General features: G+C 55.2%; 1 protein-coding gene. It reads right to left on the bottom strand.

Annotated features, from left to right (window positions below):
• The coding region (locus lacNas_RS14200) for a hypothetical protein (RefSeq protein ID WP_373868160.1) at window positions 1-1,720 on the bottom strand (1,720 nt) is incomplete at its 3' end.
• Window positions 1,721-1,895: the final 175 nt, after the last annotated feature.

Below are 1,895 nucleotides of genomic sequence, written 5' to 3'. Positions count from 1 at the left end.
TAGTCGGCGTAGTCGGCTCGGTAGGCGTAGTAGGTTCCGTCGGCGTGGTCGGTTCCGTCGGCGTAGTCGGCGTAGTCGGCTCAGTTGGTGAAGTCGGTTCCGTCGGCGTAGTCGGCGTAGTCGGCTCAGTTGGTGAAGTCGGTTCCGTCGGCGAAGTCGGCTCGGTAGGCGAAGTCGGCTCAGTCGGCGTGGTCGGCTCGGTAGGCGTGGTCGGTTCCGTCGGCGTAGTTGGCTCGGTTGGTGTAGTCGGCTCGGTTGGTGTAGTCGGCTCGGTTGGTGTAGTCGGCTCGGTCGGCGTAGTCGGCTCCGTCGGTGTAGTCGGTTCAGTCGGCGTGGTCGGTTCCGTCGGTGTGGTCGGCTCGGTCGGTTCCGTAGGCGTAGTAGGTTCCGTAGGCGTGGTCGGCTCGGTAGGCGTGGTCGGTTCTGTCGGCGTAGTAGGCTCAGTCGGCGTGGTCGGTTCCGTTGGCTCAGTTGGTGTAGTCGGCTCGGTAGGCTCAGTCGGCGTGGTCGGCTCGGTCGGCTCGGTAGGCGTGGTCGGTTCCTCTGGCGTGGTTAACGTTGCCGTATATGGAACAACGATCTGCAGGACTGCGCCATCAGTGATGCTGCCAGCATCCTTAAGGATCGCGTCGGCTTGAACGCTGCCGATGCTTTCAGCACTTGTTGACGCTAAAGTGCTGGCCGCGCCCATGAACAGCTCGTAGATCTTGCCAGCATCGATCGTGTAGTTGGCAATCGTTGGGTTGCTTACCGCGTCAAAACCGCTGGAAACCGTCCAGTTGCCGTAAGACTTGATGCCGGTTGCTTCCTCAGTGATTACTTCTCTGGTCAAGGTGACCGTGCCAGACTTGTAGTCGCTGCTGATTGAGTACTGCTCACCATTATTGCCAAAAGCAGCGGCAAAAATTTCTGCAGCAGATGGATTTTTCCCGATCAAACTCTCGTCAACGTACTTGATCTGCTCGCTGATCGTCTTGCTCTCTCTGGTCGTGATCGTGCTTCCGCTGCCAAAGCCGCCAGCGCTGCCGTTTCTGTTGAGCGGAACATTGTAGGTCCCAGCCCGGCCGTCCTCAAAGTGCATGCTGGTGCCGCCTCCGACAGATGGCAGGGTGTCCAATTGGAAAAAGTAGGCCTTGCCCGCGTACTGATTCAAACTGGTCTGGTCATAGGTGAAGCCGTTCTCCTCAGTAGGGATGCTGGTGTCGTAGCCGTTGCTTGCGGTTCTGGTTTGCTGCTTAATCAAGCCTCTCAAGTAGTCCTGCAGTCCTGAAACAACCGGGGTGGAAACGATCAGACTGTAGACGGTCGTGTCTCCAGTTATTTTTACTCCATCGATATACCGGCTTTGGATCTCTTCTGGCAGCTCGCTCAACTTTTGGTCTTCGCCGATTCTGACGACTTCACCAGCGCTGTTGGTGTAGCTGACCAAGTCATCAGGCACTTCAAACACCTTGAGCGTTGAATAAAGCGGAATCTGCATCTTGTCAAAGTATGATCTGAAGCTTGCGTTTTCCAAACTGGTCTTAGGGTAATTGAAGTAGTAGCCCCACTGGTAGAGGACATTGTTGACGATGCCGCTTTCAATAGACTGTTTGATTTGGTCGTCGCTGTTGGCTTGAAGCAGCGCCAATTCGCGGTCAAGCGAAATGTTAACGGAAGAATCGTCGCTGCTAGAGCCAGAGTTATAGTTTTTTTCGTCGGCTAAAGATCTTTTTTCCATTGAAAAGCCATAAAGAATTTCATCGTCCTGGACAAAATCTTTAGCAGGCGTAATCTTGGCATACAGAACCGGTCCGCTGGCTGAAGGGACTGCTGACCCGTCAGCCGCCGTGATTACCGGCGTTAAGCTGCTGTCTTTTCCTTCATCGCTTAAGCCAGGGTTGATGGCCCGGTTG

The sequence above is a fragment of the Lactobacillus nasalidis genome, from assembly GCF_016587775.1.
Lineage (GTDB): Bacteria > Bacillota > Bacilli > Lactobacillales > Lactobacillaceae > Lactobacillus > Lactobacillus nasalidis.
This window is presented reverse-complemented; position numbering and strand designations above follow the sequence as displayed.